At 62.1% G+C, this 26,127-nt stretch carries 20 protein-coding genes; 17 read left to right on the top strand and 3 right to left on the bottom strand.

Annotation, left to right across the window (positions count from 1 at the left end; genetic code table 11):
* Positions 1-3 precede the first annotated feature (3 nt).
* The 10 genes from M6D32_RS12595 (at position 4) to M6D32_RS12550 (ending at position 11,180) form a co-directional block, all read left to right on the top strand.
* Positions 4-324 carry an STAS domain-containing protein gene (locus tag M6D32_RS12595; protein ID WP_298256539.1) on the top strand — a complete coding sequence of 107 codons (321 nt, stop codon included), beginning with the start codon at positions 4-6 and terminating at the stop codon, positions 322-324.
* Positions 324-686, top strand: coding sequence for a response regulator (locus M6D32_RS12590; RefSeq protein WP_298256537.1), 363 nt, complete (start codon positions 324-326; stop codon positions 684-686). The genes M6D32_RS12595 and M6D32_RS12590 overlap by 1 nt, the downstream gene beginning before the upstream one ends.
* Positions 687-2,744, top strand: a complete 2,058-nt coding sequence (locus M6D32_RS12585; RefSeq protein ID WP_298256535.1) for a chemotaxis protein CheA — start codon at positions 687-689, stop codon at positions 2,742-2,744. It abuts the gene before it with no gap.
* A complete protein-coding gene (locus M6D32_RS12580) occupies positions 2,744-3,214 on the top strand; it encodes a chemotaxis protein CheW (protein WP_298256533.1) in 471 nt (156 codons plus the stop codon). The genes M6D32_RS12585 and M6D32_RS12580 overlap by 1 nt, the downstream gene beginning before the upstream one ends.
* A gap of 19 nt (positions 3,215-3,233) precedes the next feature.
* Complete coding sequence (locus M6D32_RS12575; RefSeq protein WP_298256531.1) at positions 3,234-5,174, top strand: CHASE3 domain-containing protein; 1,941 nt, start codon at positions 3,234-3,236, stop codon at positions 5,172-5,174.
* Between the two features lie 83 nt (positions 5,175-5,257).
* Positions 5,258-6,949, top strand: a complete 1,692-nt coding sequence (locus tag M6D32_RS12570) for a methyl-accepting chemotaxis protein (protein WP_298256529.1) — start codon at positions 5,258-5,260, stop codon at positions 6,947-6,949.
* A gap of 62 nt (positions 6,950-7,011) precedes the next feature.
* Positions 7,012-7,497 (top strand): chemotaxis protein CheW, encoded by a 486-nt coding sequence (locus M6D32_RS12565; protein ID WP_298256527.1) that lies wholly within the window; start codon positions 7,012-7,014, stop codon positions 7,495-7,497.
* Between the two features lie 17 nt (positions 7,498-7,514).
* Positions 7,515-8,351, top strand: coding sequence for a CheR family methyltransferase (locus tag M6D32_RS12560; protein ID WP_298256648.1), 837 nt, complete (start codon positions 7,515-7,517; stop codon positions 8,349-8,351).
* Positions 8,352-8,362: 11 nt separating this feature from the next.
* Positions 8,363-9,457, top strand: a complete 1,095-nt coding sequence (locus M6D32_RS12555; RefSeq protein WP_298256525.1) for a chemotaxis response regulator protein-glutamate methylesterase — start codon at positions 8,363-8,365, stop codon at positions 9,455-9,457.
* 7 nt (positions 9,458-9,464) lie between these two features.
* Positions 9,465-11,180: a chemotaxis protein gene (locus tag M6D32_RS12550; protein WP_298256523.1), complete on the top strand. Its 1,716-nt coding sequence runs from the start codon at positions 9,465-9,467 to the stop codon at positions 11,178-11,180.
* A gap of 50 nt (positions 11,181-11,230) precedes the next feature.
* Here M6D32_RS12550 and M6D32_RS12545 read toward each other — a convergent pair whose 3' ends face one another.
* Both M6D32_RS12545 and M6D32_RS12540 read right to left on the bottom strand, forming a co-directional pair.
* Positions 11,231-12,319 (bottom strand): mandelate racemase/muconate lactonizing enzyme family protein, encoded by a 1,089-nt coding sequence (locus M6D32_RS12545; RefSeq protein WP_298256521.1) that lies wholly within the window; start codon positions 12,317-12,319, stop codon positions 11,231-11,233.
* Positions 12,320-12,481: 162 nt separating this feature from the next.
* On the bottom strand, positions 12,482-12,931 hold the full coding sequence (locus M6D32_RS12540) for a PaaI family thioesterase (RefSeq protein ID WP_298256519.1): 450 nt from the start codon (positions 12,929-12,931) through the stop codon (positions 12,482-12,484).
* A gap of 193 nt (positions 12,932-13,124) precedes the next feature.
* On the opposite strand from M6D32_RS12540, the gene M6D32_RS12535 reads away from it, so the two are divergent.
* Positions 13,125-14,069, top strand: coding sequence for an N-carbamoyl-D-amino-acid hydrolase (locus tag M6D32_RS12535; protein ID WP_298256646.1), 945 nt, complete (start codon positions 13,125-13,127; stop codon positions 14,067-14,069).
* 292 nt (positions 14,070-14,361) lie between these two features.
* Here the strand turns inward: M6D32_RS12535 and M6D32_RS12530 are convergent, their stop codons facing one another.
* The gene (locus M6D32_RS12530; protein ID WP_298256517.1) at positions 14,362-14,655 is read right to left on the bottom strand and encodes a hypothetical protein; all 294 of its coding nucleotides are present in this window, start codon (positions 14,653-14,655) and stop codon (positions 14,362-14,364) included.
* Between the two features lie 305 nt (positions 14,656-14,960).
* On the opposite strand from M6D32_RS12530, the gene M6D32_RS12525 reads away from it, so the two are divergent.
* The 6 genes from M6D32_RS12525 to M6D32_RS12500 all read left to right on the top strand — a co-directional run bounded on the left by M6D32_RS12525 (position 14,961) and on the right by M6D32_RS12500 (position 25,848).
* Positions 14,961-18,155 carry an efflux RND transporter permease subunit gene (locus tag M6D32_RS12525; RefSeq protein WP_298256515.1) on the top strand — a complete coding sequence of 1,065 codons (3,195 nt, stop codon included), beginning with the start codon at positions 14,961-14,963 and terminating at the stop codon, positions 18,153-18,155.
* A gap of 354 nt (positions 18,156-18,509) precedes the next feature.
* Complete coding sequence (locus tag M6D32_RS12520) at positions 18,510-19,784, top strand: efflux RND transporter periplasmic adaptor subunit (RefSeq protein ID WP_298256513.1); 1,275 nt, start codon at positions 18,510-18,512, stop codon at positions 19,782-19,784.
* A 160-nt stretch (positions 19,785-19,944) separates the two neighbouring features.
* A complete protein-coding gene (locus M6D32_RS12515) occupies positions 19,945-21,480 on the top strand; it encodes an efflux transporter outer membrane subunit (RefSeq protein ID WP_298256511.1) in 1,536 nt (511 codons plus the stop codon).
* A gap of 562 nt (positions 21,481-22,042) precedes the next feature.
* On the top strand, positions 22,043-22,741 hold the full coding sequence (locus tag M6D32_RS12510) for a response regulator transcription factor (protein WP_298256509.1): 699 nt from the start codon (positions 22,043-22,045) through the stop codon (positions 22,739-22,741).
* The gene (locus M6D32_RS12505) at positions 22,734-24,083 is read left to right on the top strand and encodes a HAMP domain-containing sensor histidine kinase (protein ID WP_298256507.1); all 1,350 of its coding nucleotides are present in this window, start codon (positions 22,734-22,736) and stop codon (positions 24,081-24,083) included. Before M6D32_RS12510 ends, M6D32_RS12505 begins: the two co-directional genes overlap by 8 nt.
* 112 nt (positions 24,084-24,195) lie before the next feature.
* Positions 24,196-25,848, top strand: a complete 1,653-nt coding sequence (locus M6D32_RS12500; RefSeq protein ID WP_298256505.1) for a tetratricopeptide repeat protein — start codon at positions 24,196-24,198, stop codon at positions 25,846-25,848.
* Positions 25,849-26,127: the final 279 nt, after the last annotated feature.

Here is a 26,127-nt window from a genome sequence, read left to right as displayed (position 1 = left end):
AAGATGCATAATCCGACGGAGCCAAAACGCTCGCTCCGACTGCCCGCCGATTGCAGCATATCCGCCATCCGCAGCGTCTATGATCTGATCCGCGATGCCTTCGGCCGCCAGCATTCGCTTGAAATCGACTGCTCGAGCGTCACCAAGGCCGACGTCACCTCGATCCAGCTCCTGCTCTCTACGGCGAAGACCGGCCAGTCGCAGGGACGCTCGGTCGTCCTGACCGCGTTCTCACAGAACTTTCACAATACGCTTCGCCGCTGCGGGTTCTTGAATCCGGCGGTGTCGGACAATCCGTTCAACAACAAGAAAGAAGGCGCGTGATGGCCACGGTGTTGACGGTCGACGACTCCCCAAGCATTCGCCAGATGATCAAGGTCACGCTGGAGCCGGCCGGCCACAACGTCATCGAAGCCGGTGACGGCGCGCAGGGCCTCGCCATGGCGCAGTCGAAGCGGCCGGACCTTGTCATCACCGATCTCAATATGCCGACGATGAACGGCCTCGAATTGATCCGAGCGCTGCGCAAGCAGCCAACGCTTACCGGCTTGCCGATCGTGTTTCTGACCACGGAGTCAAATGAGGCGGTCAAGCAGGAAGCCAAAAGTGCGGGTGCGACGGGGTGGATCACCAAGCCCTTCAAGCCGGAGCAACTGCTCGCAGTACTTGCAAAGCTGGTGCGGTAAATGAGCGCACTCGATCCGACCGAAGTATTTCGTCAGGAAGCATCCGAACTCTTCGAAACATTGGAAGCTGCGCTGCTCGATCTGTGCCAGCGTCCAGACGACCGCGAACTGGTCGATTCAGCTTTCCGCGCCCTGCATACGATCAAGGGCTCCGGCGCGATGTTCGGCTTCGACAAGGTCGCCGCTTTCACCCACGAATTCGAGACCGCCTTCGATCTGGTGCGCAAGGGCGAGGTCAGGCCGACCCAAGAGCTGATCTCGGTGGCGCTGTCCGCCAAGGACTATATCCGTGCGCTGATCGAATCTCCCGATACGACAGACTCCATTATCGGCGACGCCATCCTGGACGACTTGAAGCGGTTCGTTGCGCCGGCGGCTGCGGCCGTTGCTCAGGTGCAAACCGCGCAGGCGGATCTGCCCGCTCCCGTGCCAGAGCCGGGGTCGGCCGGCTGGCAACTGCATCTGGAGTTCGATTCCCACATCCTCTGTAACGGCTCGAATCCGATCGACCTGCTCGAGGACCTTTGCAAGATCGGGCCATGTTTCGTCGTTCCGGTCACCGACGGCGTCCCGCTGCTCGATGAACTCGAGCCGGAATATTGTTACCTGAAGTGGGACGTCACGCTGCACGCCGATTGCGACAAGGCCGCGATCGACGATGTCTTCATGTTTGTTGTCGATGAGATGAAGCTCACGCTGACGCCGTTGACGCAGGCGGAACTGCCAATGGTTGCGCCGTCGCTGCTCGCTGACGCTGCTCCGGTCGAGCCGAAGGCGCCTGCTGAGCCCGTCGCCGCAGCGAATGCGCCCGAACCGCCCGCGGGCGAGGTCAAGACAGCCGAGCCCAAGCGCGACGAGCCGAAGCGTGCTGACGACCGTGGCATCGCGACCGTTCGCGTGCAGGCTGAGCGGCTGGACGAGTTGATGGACCGCGTCGGCGAACTCGTGATTGCGCAGGCGCGGCTCAGCCAGCTGGCCGCCAACGGTTCCGATCTCTCGATCAAGATGATTGCCGAGGAAATCGAGCGGCTGGCTGCCAGCCTGCGCGACACCACCATGGGTGCCCGCATGGTGCCGATCGGCTCGTTGTTCGGGCGCTTCCGCCGGCTGGTTCATGACCTCTCGCGCGATCTCAAAAAGCCGGTCGAATTCGTCACCTCCGGCGAGGACACCGAGCTCGACAAGACCATGATCGAGTGCCTGGCCGATCCCCTGGTGCATCTGATCCGCAACGCGATCGATCACGGCATTGAGGACAATGCCGCCCGCGCAGCGGCCGGCAAGACCGAGCCGGGCCGGATCGAATTGCAGGCGGTGCATTCAGGTGCGCAGGTGCTGGTCACCGTGCGCGACAATGGCGGCGGCCTCAATACCGCGCGCATTCGCGCCAAGGCTGAAGAACAGGGTCTGATCGCGCCGGGCGCGGCGTTGACCGACAACGAGATCCACCAGTTCCTGTTTCATCCGGGCTTCTCGACGGCGCAGACAGTGTCGGCGCTGTCCGGACGCGGCGTCGGCATGGATGTGGTCAAGCGCACGATCGAGAACATGCGCGGCTCGATCGATATCTCGACCAAGCCGGGCCAGGGTACGACCGTCACATTGCGGCTGCCGCTGACGCTGGCGATCATCGAAGGCCTCCTGATCCGCGTCGGCGAAGGCCGCTATATCATTCCGCTCTCGGCAGTCGAGGAGTGCGTCGAGCTGATGGCTGGGGACCAGCGCTCGCGCGGCCGCAGCTTCCTCAACGTGCGGGGCGACCTCGTCCCGTTCCTGCGCCTGCGCGAGATCCTCCAGATGTCCGGCGCGGCCGAACCGCATCAGAAGACCATCATCATCTCCACCGGCGAAACCCGCGTCGGCCTGGTTGCCGACCAGATCATCGGCAATCACCAGACCGTCATCAAGTCGCTGTCGAAGCTGCACTCCGACGTCACGATCTTCTCTGGCGCGACCATCCTGGGCGACGGCACCGCGGCGCTCATCCTCGATGTCGTGCAGCTCGTTGCTCTGGCGCAGTCCCAGGTCGAGAAGCAGCAAATGAACGAGGCCGCCTGATGACCGCTTCGCAGATGCAGGACACCGCAGCCAGTCAGGACGGCGAGATTCAGGTGGTCATGATCGGCCTCGGCGACGAGAAATTCGCGCTCGATGCCGGGCTTGTGCGTGAGATCATCGATCCCGTCCCGGTCACGAAGGTTGCCGGTGCGAAAGCCTTCGTGCCGAGCGTCATCAACGTCCGGGGCAACGTGATTCCGCTCGCCGATCTCCGCATCCGCTTCGGCATGCCGTTGACGGAGGATTCCCCGGATACCCGCATCGTGGTGGTCGAGGTCTCGATCGACAATGAGCCCGTGCTGGTCGGTGTCACCGCGGACAAGGTCTACGAGGTCACCGAGATCTCGCGCGGCAACGTGCAGCAGACGCCGCGCGTTGGCATGCATTGGAAGCCGGAGTTCATCCGCTTCATCACCAAATGGCGTGAAGAGTTTGTGATCGTACCGAACATAGACCGCATCTTCAGCTAGTGCCCCCAGAGGCTCTCCAATGAAACTCTTCGACAATCTGACGATTCCGCGCAAGCTCATCCTGGCCTTGGGCCTCATGCTTGCATCGATCATGGCCGCCAATGCCGTGATTTACCTGAAATCGGGGGAAGTGCAGCAGACGACGCAGTGGACACAGCACACGCAGGAGGTCCTCGCGGCTGCCAATGGCGCGCTCAGCGGCATGATCAACCAGGAGACAGGTTATCGCGGCTTTCTGATCGGCGGCGAAGAGAAGCTCCTCGGCGCGTACAGAAAGGGGCAGTCAGATTTCGACGCCATCGTCGCCAAGGGCAAGGAACTGACCGCAAACAACCCCGTCCAGATGTCCAGATTTGATGAGGTACAAAAGGCGGGCGAGAACTGGCGCAAGGACATCGCAGAGCGCGCCATCGGGCTGATGCGTAACGAGCAGACCCGCAAGGAAGCGCAGGATATGGAAAGTAGCGGTGCCGGAAAGGCGGCCATGGCCGTGGTCCGCACGAAGGTCGCCGAGATCATCGGAACAGAACAAGCCCTGATGACGGCGCGTCACCAGGCGCAGGACTCAGCTTTCGATATCATGACCAAGGTGATCATTATCGGCACGGGCGCCAATCTGATCATCGCGTTCGGGATAGGATTCTTGCTGACTCGTACCGTCGCGCGTCCAGTATCGGCCGTCGCCGCAAAGCTGGCGAACCTCGCAACGCCCGTTGAGACGGGTCGCCGTGACGAAGTGGGCAAGATGGAAGGCAGCGTGCTCGCCGTCGAGAGCGCCTTTCAGGACATTGCCCGGACCGTGAGTGCCGTCGCCGTCGGCGATCTAACGCAGACGATCGAGAAGGCGTATGGCGGCCAGACCGAGCAACTCAGCGACAAGCTGAAGTCGATGACCGCTAACCTGCAAGCAACAGCGTCGCTTGCCGATCAGATTGCGCAGGGCAATCTTCTCGTCGAGGCCAAACGGCTGTCGGACAAGGATACGCTTGGCATCGCGCTGGAGCGCATGGTCGAGAAACTCCGTCAGATCGTTGCGGAAGCGTTGACTGCGGCGCAGAACGTCTCCGCAGGCAGCCAGGAACTTTCCGCTAGTGCAGAGCAACTGTCGCAGGGCGCGACCGAGCAGGCCTCGTCTGCCGAAGAAGCTTCATCTTCGATGGAGGAGATGGCGTCGAACGTGAAGCAGAATGCTGAAAACGCCAACCAGACCGAGAAGATCGCAGCGCAGTCTGCGAAGGACGCCGAAGCGAGCGGCGCCGCGGTCGGCCGCGCGGTAACCGCGATGCAGACGATTGCGGAAAAGATCACGATCGTGCAGGAGATCGCCCGCCAGACCGATCTGCTCGCCTTGAACGCCGCGGTGGAAGCCGCACGCGCCGGCGAGCATGGCAAAGGCTTTGCGGTGGTCGCATCCGAAGTGCGAAAGCTCGCCGAACGCAGCCAGGCCGCAGCTGCCGAGATTGGTACGCTGTCGACCGACACCGTCAAGGTCGCGCAGGAAGCCGGCGCCATGCTCTCGAGGCTCGTGCCGGACATCAAGAAAACCGCGGATCTCGTCGTCGAGATCACGGCCGCGTGCCGCGAGCAGGACGTCGGCTCGACGCAGATCAATCAGGCGATCCAGCAGCTCGACAAGGTCGGTCAGCAGAACGCCAGCGCATCGGAGCAGGTGTCGTCGACCTCCGAGGAACTCGCGTCCCAGGCCGAGCAGCTGCAGTCGACCATCTCCTTCTTCCGCATCGAGCAACGCCACGAAGCAATGTCGGCGGCGATGGCGCCGATGGACCGCTCCGTGAACCAGCTCAAGGCCAAGGCGGCGACCATGGCCGCGGCCGATCGCAGGGGCAAGAAGGCGCCGCCGGCCAAGCCGGTTCGTGCCGCCAAAGCGGTGAGCGGCGGCGGCTTCGCCCTTGCGATGAATGATGAGGCCGATGAGCGTGATGCAGATTTCTATCGCTAACGACGTCTCTGGCGGGGGCCAGAGCGCCGAGAATGTATCCTGAATTGAACGCGTCTCGGGGCTGAGACGAGAGGGGGTTGAAGATGAGATTTTCTGTCAAGGCAAAGCTGGCGTGTGCGTTCGGTGTCATCATCATTCTGTCTGCCGTGGCGGGCACGATGGCCTACACCAAGCTGAGCGACATGATGGCGAGCATGAGCGACCTGGTGTCGCGCGCCAACCGCATCGAATTGGCCGGTGAGTTGCAGAAGCAGCTTCTGTTGCAGAACCGCGCCGAGAAGGCGTTGCTGTCCGCCGAGAACGATGCGGAGGCGGAGCGATTTAACGCCGAGATGATCAAGTACCGTTCCGTCGTTTCCAAGACGAGGGGTGACATCTACGCGTCTGCCGACGAGGCCGGCAAGCAGATCCTTGACCGTTTCGCCGCGGATCATGGCCGGGTCAACACGACCGAAGACGAGACCGCAAGACTCATGAAGACCGACAAGGTGAAGGCGGTTGAGAGTTCCATCGGCGCGGGGCGCAAGGCGATGGACGACACGCTCGCCGTCGCGGAAGAATATGTGGTGCATGTCAAGAAATTGATGGGCGAACAGAACGAAGTAGCCAGGCAGGAAGCCAGCCGCGGCCAGTTCTTCGTACTTTGCCTCATTATCGCTTCGCTTGTCGTTGCCGTCGTCGCAGCCCTCTGGATCGCCCTCAGCATCAGCCGGGCACTCGGGCGGGCCGTCGGTCTTGCCGGCGCGGTGGCCAGTGGCGATCTCAACCAGACCATTACTGTCTTCAGCAATGACGAGATCGGTGACCTGATCAAGTCGCTCAATGTGATGACGGAAAAGCTTCGTCAGATCGTATCGGAAGCCTTGACGGCCGCGCAGAACGTATCTGCCGGCAGCCAGGAACTTTCCGCCAGCGCCGAGCAGCTGTCGCAGGGCGCGACCGAGCAAGCGTCTTCCGCGGAGGAGGCATCGTCCTCGATGGAGGAGATGGCCTCGAATGTGAAGCAGAACGCCGAAAACGCCAATCAGACCGAGAAGATCGCGGCGCAGTCTGCGAGAGACGCCGAAGCCAGCGGCGCGGCGGTGGGTCGCGCGGTCGAGGCCATGCAGACGATCGCAGAGAAAATCACCATCGTGCAGGAGATTGCCCGGCAGACCGACCTGCTTGCCCTCAACGCTGCCGTGGAAGCGGCACGCGCCGGCGAGCACGGCAAAGGCTTTGCGGTCGTTGCATCCGAGGTGCGCAAGCTCGCCGAGCGCAGCCAGTCGGCCGCCGCCGAAATCGGCACGCTCTCGACCGAGACCGTGAAGGTTGCGCGGGATGCAGGTGCGATGCTCGCCAAGCTCGTGCCCGACATCAAGAAAACCGCCGAGCTCGTGGTCGAGATTACCGCGGCCTGCCGCGAGCAGGACGTCGGCTCGGCTCAGATCAACCAGGCGATCCAGCAGCTCGACAAGGTCGGACAGCAGAACGCCAGCGCTTCGGAGCAGGTTTCATCAACTTCCGAAGAACTCGCGTCCCAGGCCGAGCAGCTGCAGTCGACCATCTCCTTCTTCCGCATCGATCACGGCCACGAAGGGACGAGGACGGCGCCGATTGACCGCGCCGTGAGCCAGCTCAAGGCCAAAGCAGCGAGCATGGCGGCGGCTGACCGCGGCGGCAAGAAAGCACCGGCAGCAAGGCCAGCTCGCCTCGCCAAGGCAGCGAACGGCGGTGGCTTTGCCTTTGCGATGGATGATGCAGCCGACGAGCGCGACGCCGAATTTGTCCGCTAGGAATTCGGCGCGGCCTTTCGAAGCCGCGCCTCTCGCAAGGCTCAAGGGTTGAGGAACGCAATATGGCTGAGCAGGCGCAGTATCTGACCCTTGGTCTTGCAGGCGAGACGTTCGGGATAGGTATCCGAAACGTCCGCGAGATTCTGGACATGCGGCCGATCTCGCGGTTGCCGCATGCGCCGCACTTCCTGCTCGGGATCATCGACGTGCGGGGCAGCGGCTATCCGATCGTCGATCTGCGGCTGAAGCTCGACCTGCCAAGCGTGCCGGCAACCGATGCCACCCGTATCATCATTCTCGACGTGCCGATCGGCGATCGCGTGGTCGGCGTCGGCTTTGTGGCCGATTGCGTCTATGAAGTCACCGGTATCGATGAGAACTCAATGGAGCCGGTGCCCGCCGTCGGCGGCCGCTGGCAATCGGCATACATTGCCGGGATCGGGCGCAAGGGCGACAAGTTCGTTATCGTCTTCGATCTCGAGCGCCTGATGGCGCATGACGGAATGCCGGCAGAGAAGGTCCAAGTTGACGCGCCGGTTGCGGCGTGAGTGCTGTGAACATTGCAATGCCGGCAAGCGCGTTACATCTGTCAGACCGGCATTTCCGCTCGATCGCCCAATTGATCGAAGGCCAGGTCGGCATCAAGCTGCCGCCCGGCAAGCGCTTGATGCTGGAAGGACGGCTGCACAAGCGTGTCCGCGCGCTCAACTATTCCGGCGTCAATGAGTATGTCGAGACGCTGTTCGAAGCGGATCAGCTTGATTCCGAGCTCACGCACCTCATCGATGCCGTGACCACCAACAAGACGGATTTCTTCCGCGAGCCGGCGCATTTCACCTTCATGAGAGAGGCTGCCGTGCCATCGCTGCTCAAGGCACACAGCCGCAATCAGCTCAAGGTCTGGAGCGCGGCCTCTTCGGCCGGAATGGAAGCCTATACCGCCGCTATCGTGCTGGACGACATGACAAGGACCGGCTCGCGCTTTGCCTTCCGCATCCTCGGCACCGATATCTCGAGCGCCATGCTGCAACAGGCCCGGGCTGCGATCTATCCGCGCGAGACGATTTCGCCGGTCCCGCCCGAATTCGTCAAACGCTACTTCCTGCGTTCAAGAGACCCGCTGTGCGACGAGGTGCGCGTGGTACCGGAGCTGCGGCGAACGACTCATTTCATGCGCATGAACCTGATGGATGCGAAATATCCTGTCGATCGGGACGTCGACATCATCTTCTGCCGCAACGTGCTGATCTATTTCGAGCGCGAGACCCAGCGCAAGGTCGTCGAGCAACTGTGCTCGCATTTGCGGCCGGGCGGATATCTGATGGTCGGACATTCGGAGTCGATGGTGCACAGCGTCGTGCCGGGGCTGAAACAGGTTCAGCCGACAGTGTTCAGGGTCTAGGAGACGCCAGGATGGGGAGCCAACCAGTTCGCGTGCTGATCGTGGACGATTCGGCGTCGGTGCGGCAGATTCTCTCGACAATTCTGTCCGAGGATCCCGGCATTGCCATCATGGGTACCGCCTCGGACCCGTACGCGGCTGCCCGCCGCCTGCAAAATGAAGTGCCCGATGTCATCATTCTCGACATCGAGATGCCGCGCATGGATGGCATCACCTTCCTGCGCAAGATCATGGCGCAGCATCCGATCCCGGTGATCATCTGCTCATCGTTGACGGAGGAAGGCTCGAACCTGATGTTCGAAGCCTTTGAGGCCGGAGCGGTCGACATTGTTCCCAAGCCGCGCATCGATACGCGCCAGGCGCTGATCGAATGTTCGGGCCGGCTGCGCGACTCCGTGAAATCGGCGGCCGGTGCGCGGGTGCGGCCGCGGCAGGCGCGCCGCTCGCCGATCGAGAAGAAGCTGACGGCCGATGCCATCATACCACCGCCGGTCCAGGGACGCTCGCGACCCGTGACGGAGCGCATCGTCTGCATCGGCGTGTCCACCGGCGGCACCGAAGCCCTCAACGATGTGCTGGAGGTGCTGCCGCCGAACTGTCCGGGCATCCTGATCGTGCAGCACATGCCGCAGGGATTTACCGCGGCCTTTGCGAGGCGGCTCGACGGCGTCTGCCAGATCAACGTGAAGGAAGCCGAAGACGGCGAGCCGGTCCAGCCCGGGTGGGCCTATATCGCACCAGGCTCGCGCCACATGCTGCTGCAACGCACGGGGCTGCGCTACCACATCGCCATCAAGGACGGACCGCCGGTGTCGCGGCACCGGCCATCCGCGGACGTGCTGTTCCGCTCCGCCGCGCAGTATGCCGGCCGAAATGCGCTCGGCATCATCATGACCGGCATGGGCGACGATGGCGCGCGGGGGCTGATGGAAATGCGCAAGCTGGGTGCGACCACGCGCGCGCAGGACGAAGAAAGTTGCGTCGTGTTTGGCATGCCGAAAGAGGCGATCGCGCTGGGCGCCGTCGAGAAGGTTGTTTCGTTGAGCCAGATCCCGCGCGAGATCATGCTCTGGAATCAAGCGGGGCAGCCCGCATTGGCGGATTGAGCGTGCGATGTTCGTCACCGACGAGGGCGATGCAATCAACGCCGCGATGGCTGCCGCGGACGACGTCTCGTCGCGCATCGAGGAAAGCTTTACCCGGGCGGGCCAGGACCTCGGCCGCGGTCACGCGATTTTCAAAGGCCTGAGCCAGGCGCTGACGTCGATGTCGGAGGAACTCTCCGGCGCGCAGATCGAAGAGGCTTCCGAAGCACTCCACGATATCGCGGACGGGCTGAACGGTTTGGCGCAGGCGTTGCCGGCCGAAAGCAGGCTGCTGGCAGGTCTTATCAAAGCCGCGAGCGAGGCGTCCGAGCTGCTCAAGCCGCTTTTCAAGCACGTCCAGATGATCGCGATCATTGCACGCAGCGCGCGAATCGAGGCGGCCTCGCTGGCGGAGGATCGCGAAGGCTTTCTGGCCTTCACGAAGGAAGCCCACGAGCTTGCCAAGGCAGTGCTGCAATCGCTGGAAGCATGTGCACGAGATCAGGACTTGCTCTCCAAGGCGGTTGAGATTGCTCTTGGCAGGCAGAACGATTTCGAACTCGGCTATCACGCGCAGCTCATTTCCGAAGCTGGCGAGCTGACCACCGCTTATTCCAGCATGCAGGAACAACGTGCGAAAAGCGTGCATCTGGCCGATCTCGCCGGCCGGAGCGCCAAGAAGGTAGCCGAGTCGGTCGGCCGCTCCATCGTCTCGCTCCAGGCCGGCGATAGTACGCGTCAGCGCCTGGAGCATTTCCGCCAAGGCCTCGCGCTCGCCGGCGTTTCCGCGCCAAGCCTGGCGCCTCCGACCGCTGCCGCCGCCGATCCGGGTGTGATCTGTGCCCTCGAGGCGATGCAGCTGAAGGACACTGAAAGTGAATTACGGCAGCAAATCGGACAGATCCTGGGCGCGCTGTCGGCAATTACGTCCGATGCCGCCGGTGTCGTCGACCAGGGCCGCTCGCTCTACGGCAGCGGCAGCGGCGACTCGTCTCCCTTCCTGGTCCGCATCCGGCAGATCCTGGCTCATGCTTCGGTCCTGATAGTAACCTGCGAGAGCGCCGGCAGGTCGGTCGATGACGCGTTGACGCTGGTGGAAGACACGCTTCGCAAGTTTCGCGATACGATCGCTGGGCTTTCCGAGGCTGTGGTCGACATCACCTTGATCGGTATGAACGCGTCATTGAAAGCCGGCCACCTCGGCCGCAGGGGTAATGCCTTTGTCGTGATCGCCAATGAGCTCAAGGCGACCGCGGACCAGATGTCCGTTGGAGCTACGCGCTTGAAACCGGCGCTCGAAGGTATCGAAACTTCGGCGCAAGAGCTGCGCACGTTGCGGCTGCGCAGCGATCCTGCCCAACTGACAAGGCTCGAGCCGCAGCTTCTGCACGCCCTGCAGGAGATCGAGGCGGGTAACAACCGGCTCGCTGAGCTGATCCGCCGCCTCATCGAAGACGGCGGAAAGTTCGAGAATCTGATCGGCTCGGCTTCGCAGCTGATGACAAAGCTCGGTGAGAATGCCGCGGCGCTGCCTCGGCTGGCGGATCGGCTCGATGCGGTCGACGCCGGCAAAAAGACATCACTCGCCGCCGCCGATGAGGCCGTTCTCGCCGGCTTGTTCACCGCCTACACCATGGAGCGCGAGCGCGAGGTGCATTGGCTGTTGCTCAGGACCTTTGGCCTCGCGCCAAAGATGCCGGCCAGCCAGCCGGCAGCGGCGATCGACGACGTGTTGCTGTTTTGAGGAAGCAGAGACAAGCGTTTCAGAACTGATCGACGGCAGCGGTCATCGAGTCAGCTGACGCCATATTTCGCGAACAGGTCCGGTGCGAACTTCAATCCGAGTCCGGCCCCACCTGGCACGGCGATTTCGCCGTTGACCGGCATCGGCGGATTTTCGTACAGGCGCCAGGTCCACGGCATATATTCGACGACCAGCCCGTTCGGCACGGCCGCGACCAGGTGGACATGGATTTCCGGCAGCAAATGACTGGCCACAGGCTTGTTGAAAGCCTCCGCCATACCGGCGACCTTCATCCATTGCGTCACACCGCCGACGCGCAGCAGATCGATCATGGTGATGTCGCTTGCGTGATGCGACAACGCCTGCCGATGCGGCTCGATGCCCCAGAGGTATTCGCCGGCGCAGATCGGCGTCGTCAGCGCATCGGCGATTTTCGCGTGTCCCTGATGATCGTCGCATGTCGTGGGGTCCTCGAGCCATCCGAGGCCCAGATCTTCGATGCGATGACCGATCGAGATCACCTCGGCGACGCTCCAGCGCTGATTGATATCCACCATGAGGTTGACGTCCTCGCCCACGGCTTCACGGACCAGGCGAATGCGCTCGATTTCCTGGCGCGGCGTCAGCCCTTCCACCGCCATTTGCGTCTTGATCTGCCGATAGCCCTTTTCGACCAGCGCGGCTGCCGCGCGTTGCAGTTTGTCGGTGGGTGTCGTGCGCGACAGCGCGCCGCTGGCATAGGCCGGCACCTTGTCGCGTGCACCGCCCAACAGTCGCGCCAAGGAAACGTTGCAAGCCTTGCCGCGGATGTCCCATAGCGCGGTGTCGATCGCCGAAATCGCCAGCATCGCGATGCCGGAGCCGCATGACGCCGATGCGGCGCGCAGCTTGGCTGTCGCCTGTTCGACGCGCAGCGGGTCGTCGCCCTTGATCAACTCGCCGAAATCCTCGAGCGCGGCGCGTAGCGGTCGTACCAGTTTGCCGCCGAATGCCGTGACGCCGATGCCTTCGATGCCCTGGTCGGTCTGCACCTGTACCGTGAAGAATTCGCACATCATGCCGGTCATGTAGGGCGCGCCGACCAAAGGTTCTTCCGGCGGCAGACGGACGAAATTGACCTTGATCTGTTGAATCTTCATCTTGTCCTTTCACGTCGCTCCCGCACCGCCTTTTATTGTTATGCAATTGACGCTGCGGATCATGGGCAGCACGAAGCATGGCGGTGGCCGAGACGATAAGAGCCGTGACCAAATCGGGAGGTCAAGATGCGCAAGCGCAGGGGTAACCTGCTTTTGCCCTGGCTACCCCGCAACGCCCTGCCGGCCGGTGATCGCCATCAGCGTCCCCGTCATTGTCGCCACGAGCTTTTCCTTCGAACCCTCGAATGCAAATGCTCGCGCATCGCAGATGGTCAGCGTTCGCCCGGGCTTGATCACCTCGGCCCGGAAGATGAACCGCTCGCCTTTGGCAGGAGCGAGCAGATTGGTTTTGAATTCGACGGTCAGCACCGCGGCGTCGGGCGGCATCAGCGTGAACGCGGCGTAGCCGCAGGCACTGTCGAGCGCAGTGGTGATGATGCCGGCATGGATGAAACCGTGCTGTTGGGTGTAAGCGCTGTTTGGCAGCATGGCCAGATGGACTTCGCGCGGCCCCAGATGAACGATCTCGATGCCGAGCGTCGCCATCACCTGCTGCCGCGCAAAACTCGAGCGCACGCGCTCGCGGAAATCGGGATCCTGTGCCTGAAACATCTGCCTTTCCGCCTGCCGATTGCGGCGTCGGCGGACATCATGGTCTATATGTGAGCGATATCAAACTCCCGCCTGGTATTTCCCCGGCGGTGCCGGTTGCCAAGGCCGCTGGCCCGGCGTCCTCACCGCTCCGGCCGGATGGATGAGACCGCGACGGCGGCGGGCGCGTGAAGGAGGCTTTCGAGTGCGTTCGATCAACATTGCGGCGGGCCAGCTCGGTCCCATCGCCAGAAATGAAACGCGGACGGAGGTGGTGGCGCGGCTGTCGGCGTTGATGCGCGAGGCGCAGTCCGCCGGCTGCGATCTCATCATCTATCCCGAACTGGCGCTGACGACGTTCTTTCCGCGCTGGTACATGGAAGATCAGGCAGAGATTGATTGCTTCTTTGAGCGGGAGATGCCGGGGCCGCAGACGCGGCCCTTGTTCGACCTCGCCGGCGAACTCGGTATCGGCTTTTGCCTCGGCTACGCCGAACTGGCACTCGAGGATGGCCGCCTTCATCGCTACAACTCGTCGATTCTCGTCGACAAGAGCGGCCGGATCGTTGCAAAATACCGCAAGGTTCATTTGCCCGGCCATGCCGAACACGAGCCGTGGCGCAAATTCCAGCACCTCGAGAAGCGCTACTTCGAGCCCGGCGCCGGCTTTGGCGTCGTCGATGCGTTCGGCGGCGTGATAGGCATGGCGATCTGCAACGATCGTCGCTGGAGCGAGACCTATCGTGTGATGGGGCTGCAGGGCGTCGAGGTGGTTCTGATCGGCTACAACACGCCGGTGCACAATCCGCCCGCACCGGAGCATGACGAGCTTTCACTGTTCCACAATCAGCTGGTGATGCAGGCAGGCGCCTACCAGAACGGCACCTGGGTGGTTGGCGTCGCCAAGGCAGGTATCGAGGAAGGTGTCGATCAGATCGGCGGGAGCTGCATCATCGCGCCGTCAGGTGAAGTCGCAGCCGCCTGCACCACCAGGGGCGACGAGATCGCACGTGCGTGCTGCGATCTCGATCTGTGCAATTCCTACAAGCGCACCACCTTCAATTTCGACGTTCATCGCCAGCCTCATGCCTATCGGCTGATTGTCGAACGGAAGGGAAGACACCTGATGGCGGACGGAACGGCCGTGCCTTCGGCGTGATCAACATCGAGGAACCGGAGGAATACAACCGGATTGTCGGCGATTTTCTCGCTCAGGTCGAAAGCGGCCGATGGCCGCAGCGCGATCCCCGCGCGGTCTCATCCTCGATCACTTGAATGAATAAGTTATCGCTGAATCAATGGTTTAAGAGGCGTTCCGCTAAGCGGAACACAATCGTTGACGATGATTATAAATCGCGCCAATCTTTGTTGGGCCCGTGATCCAAACACGAATCTCAAACAGCGACGCGGGCAGGGAGCGCTATGAGGCGATGAGCAAGGATATGCCACGCTCATCTGATCGGAATCGACTGGATCAGGACGAAGCTGCCGCGGATGCGCTGGAGCAGGCGCGCCGGATGGCGCCCGGACCCGAGCGAAATGAAGCCCTCAAATTGGCGGGCGCGCTTCGCCGCAATGCCGACGAGCGGGGCCTGGTTTTTGCCAAGCGAGGCCGGCCGCGAAAGTTGTGAGAGCGCCTGGCCCGGCGTGTCGGGGCAGGTGCGTATGACAGCTCTGTGAAGCAGCGGAATTAGGTCGCGTTTTTTTGGCGCTTTCGGCCCCAGGATCGGGGCCGCGCAGATCACGGAACATCCTGATCCGACAATAAATTTTATATTAGTTGTGGCAGTGCGGCAGGCTTTCCATCATTCGCGGAGCAGTGGACGTGCGCGTTTCCGGCTGCGGGCTAGGACCGATCTGGTTTTCGCGCTTTCGATCTCGTTGGGCGTCTGCTCGCGTTGGGTGTCTGGAAGGATACAAGCGTTTATCATGAAGCTATCCATCCGGACCTGGCGGGGAATAGGGGATTCCTCGCCGAGATCGTTGAATCCTGATTGCAAGTCGCTACGCTGCCGCCGAAGCCTCGGCTGGCTTTCGAGAGGATAGCGCCGTGTGGATCGTTCTGACCGCGCTGCGGCGCCCATACACCTTCGTGGTCCTCGCGGTGCTGATCGCGCTGTTCGGCCTCCGTGCCGCGCTGACGACCCCGACCGATATTTTCCCCAATATCAACATCCCGGTCATTGCCGTCGTCTGGAGCTATAACGGCCTGCCGCCGAACGACATGTCCGGGCGCGTGATCTACTATTACGAGCGCTACATGACCGCGCAGGTCAGCGACATCGAACACATCGAGTCGCAGTCGCTCGCCGGCTATGGCGTGGTCAAGATATTCTTCCAGAAGGACGTCAACATCGCCGCCGTGATGGCGCAGGTGACGGCGGCCTCGCAGACGGTGTTGAAATTGCTGCCGCCCGGCATCACGCCGCCTTATGTGCTGAGCTACAACGCCTCCAGCGTGCCGATCCTGCAATTGGCGCTGTCGAGTAAGCAACTGCCCGAGATGCGGTTGTTCGACCTCGGGCAGAACTTCATCCGCCCGCAACTCGCGACCGTGCGAGGCGCCGCCGTGCCGTCGCCCTATGGCGGCAAGGTTCTGCAGGTGCAGATCGATCTCGACCAGCAGGCGATGCAGGCGCACGGCGTCTCGGCCGAGGACGTCGTCAATGCCGTTTCGGTGCAGAACCTGACTCTGCCCGCCGGCGATCAGAAGATCGGCAAGTTCGACTGGAACGTCTCGCTCAACGCCAGCCCCGTCAATCTGGAGAAGATCAACGACCTGCCGGTGAAGAAGGTCAACGGCACCGTGATCTTCGTGCGCGATGTCGCCTACGTTCACCAGGGCTCGCCGCCGCAGACCAATCTCGTGCGGGTAAACGGCGGGCACGCGGTGCTGATGACCATCCTGAAGGCTGGAGCGGCGTCGACGCTGGACGTGATCGGCGGCGTCAAGTCGCTCATGACCCGCGTCAAGGAAAGCCTCCCGTCGAGCCTTCACCTCGAAGCCGTCGGCGACCAGTCGGTCTTCGTCAAGGCGGCGGTTTTCGGCGTCATTCGAGAGGCGGTGCTGGCGGCGGCGCTTGTCGGCGTCATGATCCTGCTGTTTCTCGGCAGCTGGCGCTCGACCGTTATCATTCTCACGGAAATTCCGCTCGCCGTACTGTTCTCGCTCACTGCGCTGTCGCTGATGGGCGAGACCATCAACGTCATGACACTGGGCGGACTGGCGCTTGCCGTCGGCATCCTGGTCGACGACGGCACGGTGACCATCGAGAACATCAACTACCACCTCGAGCAGGGCAAGGAGATCGAACCGGCGATCCTGGATGGCGCGCAGCAGATCGTGATCCCGGCTTTCGTCACCTTGCTTTGCCTGTGCATCGTGTTCGTGCCGATGTTCCAGCTTGGCGGCGTCGCCGGCTATCTGTTCCGGCCGCTGGCCGAGGCCGTCGTCTTCGCGCTGATCGGCTCGTTCATTCTTTCGCGCACGCTCGTGCCGACGATGGCCAACTACCTGATGAGCGCTCATCATCATGCGATCGAGACCGATATCGGTCATGATCTCCTGCCTGTCCGCTCGCGTAATCCGCTGCTCCGGTTCCAGCAGGGTTTTGAAAGGCAGTTCGAACGCGTTCGCGGCGGGTACCGTGCGTTGCTGGTCAGGGCGATCGGGGCGCCGAAAACCTTCATGGTGGTCTTTCTCGCCTGCGTCGTTGTGTCATTTGGACTGGCGCCGTTCCTGGGGTCGAACTTTTTTCCGGCCGTCGATTCCGGCCAGATCCTGATGCATGTGCGCGGCCAGCCTGGCACGCGGATCGAGGAGATGGCGAGTCTCTTCGAAAACGTCGAGCAGACGGTGCGTACGACCATTCCGCCCGATCAACTCGCGAATATTGTGGACAACATCGGGCTGCCGTTTTCCGGCATCAACATGGCCTATCAGAACACTGGTACGGTCGGTCCCGAGGACGGCGATGCTCTGATCAGCTTGAAGGAAGACCACAGTCCGACGGCCGATTACGTCAAGAAGCTGCGCACGATCCTGCCGCAGAAATTCCCCGGTACCACCTTTTCGTTCCTGCCCGCCGATATCGTGTCGCAGATTCTCAATTTCGGCTTGCCGGCGCCGATCGACGTGCAGGTCGTCGGCAACAAGCAGAAGGCCAACTATGACTACGCCAACGAAGTCATGAAGAAGATTCGCTTGGTGCCCGGCATTGCCGATCTTCGCATCCAGCAGATCTTCAACTATCCGCAGATCAACGTCGACGTCGACCGGACCATGGCCGCCGATGTCGGCCTGACCCAGCGCGACGTGGCCAACAGCCTCCTCGTGACGCTCTCCGGCAGCGGTCAGGTGAAGCCGAATTTCTGGCTCAATCCGGAAAACGGCGTGTCCTATCCGATCGTGGCCCAGATGCCACAATACAGGGTCAACAGCATTTCCGACCTGTCGAACATCCCGATCACGACTTCCGAGAAAGGCGTGGGCGGACAGCGCTATCTGGGCGGGTTGGCGACGATCAGCCAGGGCCCGAGCGCAGGCGTCGTGTCGCACTACAACGTGCAGCCGGTGATCGATATCTTCGGCGATACCCAAGGGCGCGACCTCGGCGCCGTCTCCAAGGACATTTCGAGGATCCTGGACGAAACCAAGAAGGACCTGCCGCGCGGCTCCTATACGGCGATCCGTGGCCAGGTGCACACGATGAACAGCGCCTACAGCCAGCTTTTCCTGGGGCTCGCCGGCGCCGTCGTGCTGATCTATCTCGTTATCGTGGTCAACTTCCAGTCCTGGCTCGACCCGTTCATCATCGTTACGGGGCTCCCTGGCGCGCTGGCCGGCATCGTCTGGACGCTGTTCATGACCGGTACGACGCTATCGGTGCCGGCCCTGACGGGCGCGATCATGTGCATGGGCATTGCGACCGCCAACAGTATTCTCTTGGTCAGTTTTGCCCGCGAAGGTCTGGCAAACGGCCTGAACGCCACGACCGCCGCGCTGGAGTCGGGTTTCACCCGCTTCCGCCCGGTGCTGATGACGGCGCTCGCTATGATCATCGGCATGGTGCCGATGGCGCTGGCGATGGGCGAGGGTGGCGAACAGAACGCGCCACTTGGCCGCGCCGTGATCGGCGGACTTGCGGTTGCGACCGTCGCAACCTTGTTCTTTGTTCCGGTTGTCTTCAGTGTTCTTCACCGCAAGACCAGCGGTTCCGCGACAGCTGACGCGGCCATGGAGTGAGCGAGCTAGTGGAGTGGATTTGACATCCGATACCTACGTAACCGCGAGTCCGAAAAGCGAATGCCAAATCCAAAACTCCACTACAAAGATATGCTTGCTAGTACCGCCGAACTGAAGTCCATGCGCCACAAGCGGCGAATTCGATCAGGGACTTCAGATCGATATTGCGGTACTAGAATCAGTAAGTTTGCTGGTGCCCATGACTTTCCGAAGTTCGTGAAGGTGGGTGCTGCGATGGAGCACGAACTTCGGAAAGTGGGCACTAGCGGTCTTACGATTCTAACGTTCGCCAAATGTTCGCTGCGGGGGATACGAATGTTAGAATCGGACCGCTAGTGGCCTGGGAGAAATGCCTTGCTTGATTCTCATCCGCATCATGTGCCGCCGGAATCGGACACCCGGCCGAATAGGATAGCGCCGCCGCCGAGCCGGTCGCGCTGGATTGGCGGCATCGCGCTTCTCGTCGCGATCGGCATTGCCGTCGCCGGCATCCTGTGGCGCCGGCAGCAGGAAAGCGAGGTCGCGAAATGGACCGCAGAACTCGCCATCCCGACCGTTGCCACGGTGACGCCGAAGAAGGGTGTCACCGGCCAGCAGATCTCGCTGCCGGGTGATATCGAGGCCTGGTACGAGGCCCCGATCTATGCGCGGGTGAGCGGCTATCTCAAAGCCTGGAATTTCGATTTCGGCGCGCATGTCAAGAAAGGCGAGCTATTGGCCGAAATCGATGCGCCGGATCTCGACGCGCAGTTGGCGGCCGCCAAGGCTAAGCTCAATTCGGCCGAAGCGCAGGTCAACGTGAGAAAGGCCGAGCGCAACTTCGCCGAGACGACCTACACCCGCTGGCGCGAGTCGCCGAAGGGCGTGGTTTCCGAACAGGAGACGGATTCGAAGAAGGCCGAGTTCGGGAGCGCCGATGCGCGCTACAAGGCGGCTATCGCGGAGGCCAATGTCAACCAGAGCGAAGTCGACAGGCTCACCGCGCTCGAGCACTTCAAGCACATTAGGGCGCCTTTCGACGGCATCGTGACGCAGCGCAACACCGATATCGGCGCGCTGATCAATGCCGGCAGCGGTGTCGGCGGCGGTACAGGTCCCCAGCTATTCCGCGTTGCCGACGTCAGTCAGATGCGGGTTTTCGTTCAGGTCCCGCAGGAGCAGTCGGCCGATATCCGCAACGGTCTGACTGCCGAGATGACACTGCCGCAATATCCGAACAAGACGTTCAAGGCGGTCGTCGCGACCACGTCGGAGGCGATCAACAAGGCGGCGCGAACCTTGCTGGTCGAGCTCCACGCCGCCAACACCGACAACCTCTTGCAGCCGGGCACCTTCGCCCAGGTCCGTTTCAACCTCGCCAACAATCCCGGCACGCTGCGAATCCCGACCAGCGCCCTGATCTTTCGCGAGCATGGACCTGAGGTTGCTCTTCTTGGCCCCGGAAACAAGGTCGAGCTCAAGTCGATCAAGCTCGGCCGCAACCTTGGAACCGAGTTCGAGGTGCTGGGCAGCCTCAGTACATCCGACAAGGTCATCGACAGTCCGCCGGATTCGTTGTCGCAAGGCGATGAGGTCCGGGTTGCAAAGGAAGCTACGCCTTCTCCGGCTCACGAGGCCGAAGTGAGATGAGCCATCTCCGTTGCCTTTTGACAACAGGGTCCGCCAAAGTTTTTCGGGTGGGTTGACGTCGGTGCAGCGGACGACGTCCAATCATTGGCATTTGCTGTTTGGCGCCTGTCGACAATCTAGCGTCTGGAATAGGTGCATGAGAATCCAACGGTTCGTGTATTTGGTTGCCGCCGCCGGAGCACTGGCAGGGTGCTCGCTCGGCCCCGAATATTTCACGCCCGATGCCGCCGTTCCCGCCCGCTATACGGTGCCGCCCGCCGGCGGCCCGCTGCGATCCGGCGAGCCCAGCGACGAGCTGTGGCAGTGGTGGCGAACGCTGCACGATCCGCAGCTCAACAGCCTGATCGACCTTGCGATCCAGAACAATCTCGACCTCAAGATCGCGCTCGATCGCCTGCAACAGGCGCGGCTGCAGCTGGTCGTGATCGGCGCACAGGCCGCGCCGCAGCTTAATGGCAGCGCCGGGGGCGGCGTTGGGACCGGAACCGACGAGACCAAAGGGAGGGCCGCGCAATCCTTGCGCGACGCCGACAACAGCACCGGGCTGAATAAGATCAGCGCGATCGGCGGGCTCGACTCCGAATGGGAGATCGACATCTTCGGCAAGATTGCGCGCCGCGTCGAGGAGCAGGCTTATACGGCCGAATCGCTGAAGGAAGCGCGCGACTGGGTCTACGTGGTGATGGCTGCCGACGTCACGCGTCTCTACTTCGACCTTCGCGCCCGCCAGGGGCGTTTGCAGATCGTCTATCACAATATCGAAGCCTCCCGGAAGGTGCAGGATCTCGCACAGACCCGTCTGGATCGCGGGTTGACCAATGAACTCGACGTGCTGCTCGCCAAGCGCCAGGTCGAGACCTTGCAGGCGGATGTCGAGCCGCTCAAGGCCCAGATCGCCGCCAATGCCTACGCCATCGCCGTTCTAATCGGCGACTATCCGGGGGCCATTTCCCGCCGTCTGCAGCGCTCCGGCGCCGTCCCGCGCCTGCCGCCCCGCCCCCCGGCCGGAACGCCCGTCGACCTGTTACGCCGCCGCCCCGATATCCGCGAGGCCGAACGGCTCCTCGCTGCGGCCGTCGCCGATATCGGCGCCCGCACGGCGGACCTGTTCCCGAGCGTGGCCATTACCGCCGGCGGCGGAGCGCAAACGGGTCCCCGGTCCGGTTCGACCATTCCCATCACCTGGATCGGATCGGTCGGGCCGACGCTCGACGCCCCGATCCTCGATTTCGGCGCGCTCGACGCCAAGATCGAGATCGCCGATTACCATGCCCATGAGCTTGCGTCGGCCTACAAGGCCTCCATCCTCACTGCGGTCCAGCAGGTCGACGAGGCGAATGCCGTCTACCAGGGTTTCCGCCAAAGCCTGCGCAGCCTCGATCTCGCGCTTGACGCCGCCCGCCAGGCCACCAAGGTCGCGACCGAGCGCTACGACCGCGGCCTGACTGACTTCCTCAACGTCCTCGATGCGGAACGGCAGCAATTCACGCTGGAGCAGCAGCGCGCCGAAGTGGTCCGCCTTGAAGGCGACAGCTTTGTGGCGCTCTATAAGGCGCTTGGTGGCGGCTGGCCGCCGAACGAAGTCATTCCAGCGGTCAGGCATCCGGATCCGGCAGTCGTTGCAGCGGTCAAGCGCCTCGCGCAGGACCCGCCGCATCCGCTGCCGCCGCCACCACCGCCGGGATTGACGCCCTGACCCTGGTGCGGCGAATGTGAAGTTCCTATCAGCGTTGCGGCAAGTCCGTTATAGGAACTTCAAATTTGAAGTCGCACTAGGAATCAATAAGTTACTAGTGCTCCGATTCCGAAGTTCGTATCATATTGCGGCTCCACGTTTACGAACTTCGGAATCAAAGGAGCACTAGCCAACTATGTGATTCTAGTGCGGTTTGGAATTTGAAGTTCCTATGACGAGGTTACCGCGGAACTGATAGGAACTTCAAATTCACCGCACTAGAGCTCCTTTGATTCCCAAGCTCGCATCAGAGGTGCCGCGGCTAGCTTGCGAACTTCGGAATCGGAGCTCTAGTGCCCACTTTCCGAAGTCCGTGTTACATCTCGGCAGGACCATTCACGGACTTCGGAAAGCTATGGGCACTAGCAAACTTGTTGATTCCAGTGCCACGTTGCGAACTTCGGAATCGGGACACCAGAGACCGAGATTTTCCAGTGGCCCCGTGATTCTAACATTCGTAAAGGAGCCCGCCGAGAAGGGGAACGAATGTTGGAATCGGACCACTGGGTAAGGGAGCGAGCCGTTGACGAACAAGGCTGACACCCGTGCACAAACCATCGTGCTCGTCGAGGACGAGCAGGAGATGGCAAAAGAGGTAAAGGGCGAGCTCGAAAGCAAAGGCTATCTGGTGCGGCTCGCCTCGATCGCTGAAGCCGCCGATGCGGCGCGGGTCGGCGATGCCGCGATGATGGTGATGGACCGGATCGTCTTCGGCGAGGACAGCCTCGTGATGCTGGAGGCTCTGCGCAAGGAGGGCATCAAGGTGCCCGTTCTGGTCGTCTCGGCGCTGTCTTCCGTCGATGAGAAGGTCAAGGGCCTGAAGGCGGGCGGCGACGATTATCTGACCAAGCCGTTCGCGATGGTCGAACTTGCCGCTCGCGTCGAGGCGATGTTGCGCCGGCTCGACGACGTACGCACCACGAAGCTGCGCGTCGGCGATCTCGAAATGGATCTGATCGAGAAGAGCGTTCATCGCAGCGGCCTCAAGATCGAATTGCTGCCGCGGGAGTTCCGGCTTCTGGAGTATTTCCTGCGCCATCCCGGACGGGTGATTACCCGCGCCATGCTGTTGCAGGAAGTCTGGCAGTATCACTTCTCGCTTGAGACCAATGTCGTCGACGTCCACATCAGCAACTTGCGGAAAAAGATCGACACCAAAGGTATGCCCTCGCTGATCGTCAATATCCGCGGGGCGGGCTTCATGCTAAACGCGAATGCTTGAATTTTTCCGTTCCTCGGCGGTACGCGTCGCGCTCGCCTTCGTGCTGGTCACGACCGTGGCGACCACGGCGGTGTTCGCGCTGGTTTACTTCCAGATCGGAGAGACCAACGAGGCGAGAAACCGGCTCATTCTGGAGACGGAAGCAGCCAAGAGCGTCAACCGTCCGGTCGAGCAGTTGCGGGGTGCATTCGAGGTCAGGCTGACCAACGACCTGCGGCGCATCGACTATGCGGCGCTGTTCGACGCCGATCACAGGTTCCTGTTCGGCAATGTCGACGCGTTGCCTGCCATTCCCGTGGATGGGAAGTCGCACTTCGTGCCGGCCACGCGCGTTCCCGGCAGCGACAACCGGATCGAACCGGCCATTTTCGTCGCGCTGCAGCGGCCCGACGGCAACATCATGCTGCTCGGCCGAAGCCTGCTCGAAACCCTGGCCTTCGGCCGGATCGTGCAAAGGGCGCTGCTCGCCGGCCTGGCGCCGATGCTGCTTCTGGCGCTTGCGATCGGTGCCTATTTCGCGCGCCGCTCGTCGCGCCGTCTGACCGTCATCCATGATACCATCGTACGGATCATGAAGGGCGATACGGATTTGCGGCTGCCGATCGGGTCGGGGCGCGATCCGATCGACAAGATATCGCGTGACGTCAATCTGATGCTCGACGAGATCGTGCGCCTTTTGGTGCAGCTGAAAGGGGTGGGCGACAATATCGCCCACGACCTGCGCAGCCCGCTTTCGGTCGTTCACGCCCAGCTCGAGCGCGGACTTGAGAACTCAGCCGATGCCGAACTGCGCACGGTCGTGAAGCAGGCGCTGTCCCATATCGACAAGGCCATGCTGGCGGTGGCGGCGCTCTTGCGCCTGGCCGACGTCGAATACAGCCCGAAATCGCGTAATTTCCGGCAGATCGATCTGTCGGCGATCTGCGCCGACCTGTTCGAGTTCTACGAGCCGCTGGCCGAGTCGAAATCGATCCGGATGACCCTGGAAAGCCATTCGCCAGTCCAGATCCTTGGCGACGGCGACCTGATGCGCGAGGCCGTGTCGAACCTGATCGGCAACGCGATCAAGTTCACCCCGGATAATGGCTCGGTCAGCATTGCGGTGATTCGGGAAGACGGATCGCCGGTCGTGCGCGTGCGCGACAGCGGCATCGGCGTCGAGCCGGCGGAGCGCGACAAGATATTTCAGCGCTTCTACCGCACATCGAGCGGACATCGGGTTCCCGGCAGCGGGCTCGGCTTGAGCATCGCGGCCGCCATCGCCAACCTGCATGAGCTCGAACTGCGCTTTACTGATAATAATCCCGGCGCGGTGTTCGAAATGGTCGGCCGCAAGCAGTAGGTGCGAGTTTTGCTCCGCGAACCGCGGTGGTAACATCCTGTTAACCAAGAATTGGCAAAGCTCGAAGCGGGCCATTCCCGCAGAATAATCGGCCAATCCGAAGGCGACAGGCATGCAGACCACGGCGTTGGCCGGTACTTCCCCGAGCACTGAAGAGGAGGGCTCGATCGTCCAGCAAAGCTTGCGCGAGGGCATGCAATTGTTCCGCGATGGACGTGCAACGGAGGCCATCGCCGCCTTCCAGCGCGGACTTGCCGAAGCCGAAAAGGCTGGAACCGAACCCGCCGAGACGATGTCCGATCTCTACGCCAAGCTCGGCAACGTCGCCGCCGCAAGCGGCGATTTCCAGCTCGCGAGCGCCAACTACCAGGCGGCCTTGAAGATCGCCCCGCATCTGACCGACTGCTGGTGCAGCTTCGCCGGCCTGCATTTGAGGGGCGGCCAGCATCAGATGGCCGTCCAGCTCTACCTTCAGGCGCTGAAGCTCAACCCGAGGCATTGGGCCGCGCGCGCCGACATGGTTCACGCGCTGATGATGGGCAAGCAATACGTGATCGCCAAAGCGGTCCTCATCGAGCTGAAGGGCGAGCGTCCGCAGGATGCCCGTATCCACCACCTGCTTGGCAAGACGCTGTTCGAATTGAACGAGATCGAGCCTGCGATCGCGAGCTTCCGGGACGCGGTTGCGCTCAATCCGCAGGATGCCGAGAGCATCAACTGGATCGGCGCGATCAAGCAGTCGCTGGGTGACGACAAGGCCGCCCAGGCCGCCTATGCGCAAGCCGCGCGGATCCAGCCGCTGATCAAGCGCCCGGCCGCAAAGCGGCCGGCGGAATTTCGCGTGCTGGCCCTGTATGCGCCGTTCGGCGGCAACACGCCGACCGAATATCTGTTCCAGGATGCGTTCTTCGATACCGATACGCTTTCGCTGTTTCCCGATCGCGAATATGAGGCCGCGGCACGCGCGCAAAATATTCAACTCGTCGTCAACCTGGTCTCGGACGCCGACCAGACCGAAGCGTTGTTGCCGCTCGCCGCCGACCTAGTCGACCGGCTTGGCCTGCCCGTCGTAAACCATCCGCGCAAGGTGCAACAGACGACACGCGATGCCGTCGCGCGGCTATTGGCCGGAATTCCGGGATGTCGCGTGCCACAAGCCTTGCGGTTGAAGGCTGGCGCCAACCGCACCGTTGCGGCGTTGGAAGCGATGCTGTCGTTCTCGTCGAGTTGTCTTGCCCGGCCCGTGGGCACCCATGGCGGCGATGACTTCGAGAAAGTCGAGGATCTCGCGGCATTGCCGGCGTTCTTGTCGCGGCGGCCGGAGCACGACCACTATCTGATCGAATATATCGACTATATTTCCGCCGACGGTCATTTTCGGAAATACCGCTTCATCTTCGTCGGCGATGAGATCCTGCCCTATCACCTCTGCATCGGACGTGACTGGAAACTCCACCACATCAACACCGACATGGCGAACCAGCCGTGGATGCAGCAGGAAGAAGCGGCATTCCTGGACAATTGTGCGGCAGTGTTCGGACCGGCACAGATGCAGGCCCTGCAAGCCATTCGCGAACGCGTCGGTCTCGATTATTTCGGCATCGATTGCGGGCTGGACGTGGCGGGCAATGTCGTCGTGTTCGAGGTCAACGCCTCGATGCTCGTTCACGCCCGCAACGAGGGCTTTCTCTACAAGGACCCCGCGGTGCGCCGGATCAAGCTCGCCTATGACGCGATGCTGCGGAAGCTGGCTAAATCGCGCTGAGGGGCGGTGCGATTATTCCAGTCGTCCGTGAAAAATCCCGAAGCGACTGGCTGGCAATAGAAATTGCTGGAATTCGTGCAATTGGATTTGCCAGAAATTGGGACCTGGGTGCCGATTTTCTTGCAAATTGCGGTTGGGGATTCCCTCGAATCTGAAGCCGTGATTCTCTGCTGCTCGAGGTGATGAGCGGAGGGCTTCGATGCGGCCACGGGAGCGGCGGGACAGCGGCGAGCAGGATCTGTTTCGTTCGCGGCTCGATCAGGTCATCGACATGGATCA

This window comes from Bradyrhizobium sp. (assembly GCF_027307225.1).
In the GTDB taxonomy this organism is placed as follows: domain Bacteria; phylum Pseudomonadota; class Alphaproteobacteria; order Rhizobiales; family Xanthobacteraceae; genus Bradyrhizobium.
This window is presented reverse-complemented; position numbering and strand designations above follow the sequence as displayed.

Excerpts from the sequence above, each read along its gene's own strand:
- M6D32_RS12545 (WP_298256521.1), bottom strand. The coding sequence starts at position 12,319 with ATGAAGATTCAACAGATCAAGGTCAATTTCGTCCGTCTGCCGCCGGAA.
- M6D32_RS12575 (WP_298256531.1), top strand. The coding sequence starts at position 3,234 with ATGAAACTCTTCGACAATCTGACGATTCCGCGCAAGCTCATCCTGGCC.
- M6D32_RS12570 (WP_298256529.1), top strand. The coding sequence starts at position 5,258 with ATGAGATTTTCTGTCAAGGCAAAGCTGGCGTGTGCGTTCGGTGTCATC.
- M6D32_RS12555 (WP_298256525.1), top strand. The coding sequence starts at position 8,363 with ATGGGGAGCCAACCAGTTCGCGTGCTGATCGTGGACGATTCGGCGTCG.
- M6D32_RS12585 (WP_298256535.1), top strand. The coding sequence starts at position 687 with ATGAGCGCACTCGATCCGACCGAAGTATTTCGTCAGGAAGCATCCGAA.
- M6D32_RS12565 (WP_298256527.1), top strand. The coding sequence starts at position 7,012 with ATGGCTGAGCAGGCGCAGTATCTGACCCTTGGTCTTGCAGGCGAGACG.
- M6D32_RS12550 (WP_298256523.1), top strand. The coding sequence starts at position 9,465 with ATGTTCGTCACCGACGAGGGCGATGCAATCAACGCCGCGATGGCTGCC.
- M6D32_RS12580 (WP_298256533.1), top strand. The coding sequence starts at position 2,744 with ATGACCGCTTCGCAGATGCAGGACACCGCAGCCAGTCAGGACGGCGAG.
- M6D32_RS12560 (WP_298256648.1), top strand. The coding sequence starts at position 7,515 with ATGCCGGCAAGCGCGTTACATCTGTCAGACCGGCATTTCCGCTCGATC.
- M6D32_RS12540 (WP_298256519.1), bottom strand. The coding sequence starts at position 12,931 with ATGTTTCAGGCACAGGATCCCGATTTCCGCGAGCGCGTGCGCTCGAGT.
- M6D32_RS12505 (WP_298256507.1), top strand. The coding sequence starts at position 22,734 with ATGCTTGAATTTTTCCGTTCCTCGGCGGTACGCGTCGCGCTCGCCTTC.
- M6D32_RS12595 (WP_298256539.1), top strand. The coding sequence starts at position 4 with ATGCATAATCCGACGGAGCCAAAACGCTCGCTCCGACTGCCCGCCGAT.
- M6D32_RS12500 (WP_298256505.1), top strand. The coding sequence starts at position 24,196 with ATGCAGACCACGGCGTTGGCCGGTACTTCCCCGAGCACTGAAGAGGAG.
- M6D32_RS12590 (WP_298256537.1), top strand. The coding sequence starts at position 324 with ATGGCCACGGTGTTGACGGTCGACGACTCCCCAAGCATTCGCCAGATG.